Here is an 890-nt window from a genome sequence, read left to right as displayed (position 1 = left end):
CGCCGTGAGCGCCCCGCCCGTCCATCAGCGCCAGCAGCATGCCGGTGCGCGCCGGCTCGCCGACGAGCGCGGCGATGTGCGCGATCTGGTTGGTGTTCATGCCGGCCAGTGTGCCGCAGGCGCCGGCCGGGATGCTTCGTTCCACGGCGAAGCATCGACCCCGCGGAACGCGGCCCAATGGCCACCATGCCGTGCGGATGCGGCGCCCCGCCGGCCCTGTGCCTTCGCCCCCGACCATCTACCCAAGGAACCCTCCATGGCCCTCACCTGCTTCATTCGCTACCAGCTCGACCCCTTCCAGATCGCCGCGTTTCGCGAGTACGCCGCGCAATGGGGCCACATCATTCCGCGCTGCGGCGGCCACCTGCTGGGCTACTTCGTGCCGAGCGAGGGCACCAACGACGAGGCCTGGGGCCTGATCGCGTTCGACAGCCTGGCCGCTTACGAGGCCTACCGCGCGCGTCTGCGGACCGACCCGCAAGGCCGCGCCAACTTCGAGCGGGCGCAGCGCCAGCGCTTCATCCTGCGCGAGCAGCGCACGTTCGCCGAGGTGGTGGAGGGCACGTTCCAGCGCCCTGCCCTGCCGCCGCACCCGCCGCTGTCGCTGCTGGCATCCCCAGGGGAGCCGCCCGCCGCCGGAGCCGCCGCATGATCGCCGTCATCTTCGAGGTCGTGCCCAGCGCCGCAGGCCGCCAGCCCTACCTGGACACCGCCGCTGCGCTGCGCTGCGAGCTGGAGCGCATGGACGGCTTCGTCTCCATCGAGCGGTTCGAGAGCCTCAGCCAGCCGGGCAAGCTGCTGTCGCTGTCGTTCTGGCGCGACGAGGCCGCCGTGGCGCAGTGGCGCCAGTGCGAGAGCCACCGCCAGGCGCAGGCCGCCGGCCGCGCGGG

At 72.8% G+C, this 890-nt stretch carries 2 protein-coding genes; both read left to right on the top strand.

What is annotated here, in order from left to right:
* Positions 1-256: 256 nt before the first annotated feature.
* Positions 257-652, top strand: coding sequence for an NIPSNAP family protein (locus tag AC27KI_RS26030; protein ID WP_487116733.1), 396 nt, complete (start codon positions 257-259; stop codon positions 650-652).
* A partial coding sequence (locus AC27KI_RS26025; RefSeq protein ID WP_487116731.1) for an antibiotic biosynthesis monooxygenase family protein occupies positions 649-890 on the top strand: 242 nt, incomplete at its 3' end. The genes AC27KI_RS26030 and AC27KI_RS26025, both read left to right, overlap by 4 nt.

This window comes from Acidovorax sp. KPB24-03, from assembly GCF_057546605.1.
Note: the sequence above shows the minus strand (reverse complement) of the source record. Positions and strands in the feature narration are given on the sequence as shown.